The organism is Streptomyces sp. AC627_RSS907 (assembly GCF_019049165.1).
In genome coordinates this window covers 1-706 of the sequence record NZ_JAGMUE010001569.1, presented here as the reverse complement: position 1 = coordinate 706, position 706 = coordinate 1, and the positions used below count along the sequence as shown (strand labels likewise).

The window sequence follows — 706 nt, the reverse complement described above, 5'->3', positions numbered from 1 at the left end:
CGGCTGCCCCGGTCCACGGCCAGGTCGACGCCGTCCAGCACGCGGCGCTGCCCGTACGCCTTGACCAGGCTGACCGCGCCGAGCGGCATCCGGCCGCACGGGGCCGGCTCCGGCAGCCGGAACCTGGCCACCTTCTCGCGCCGGCGGGCCGGTTCGAGGTCGGCGAGCATCCGGTCGGCGCGGCGGGCCATGTTCCTGGCGGCCACCGCCGTCGCCACCCGGGCCCGCATCCGGTCCGCCTGCGCGTGCAGGGTGGCCGCCTTGCGTTCGGCGTTCGCCCGCTCCCGGCCGCGCCGCCGCTCCTCGGCCTCCCGCTGCGTGAGATAGGTCCGCCACCCGGTGTTGTGCACGCTCAGGCTGGCGCTGTCCGGGTCGAGGTGGAAGACCCGGTTGACGGTGTCGGAGATCAACCCGGTGTCGTGGCTGATCAGTACGAGGCCGCCCTGGTGCGCCGCGAGGAAGGAGCGCAGCCAGGCGACGGAGTCGGCGTCCAGGTGGTTGGTCGGCTCGTCGAGCAGCAGCGTGCCCCGCCCGGCGAACAGGATGCGGGCCAGCTCGACACGGCGCCGCTGGCCGCCGGAGAGTTCGCCGACGGGCCGGCCCATGGCGTCGTCGGGCAGCCCGAGGCCGGCCGCGACCCGGGCCGCCTCCGCCTCGGCCGCGTACCCGCCGCTCGCCTGGAACTCGTCCTCGGCCCGCGCGTACG

1 protein-coding gene is annotated in these 706 nt (G+C 76.5%); it reads right to left on the bottom strand.

Annotated elements, in window-relative coordinates; translation table 11 throughout:
- A partial coding sequence (locus KUM32_RS43040; protein ID WP_217146980.1) for an ATP-binding cassette domain-containing protein occupies nt 1-706 on the bottom strand: 706 nt, incomplete at both ends.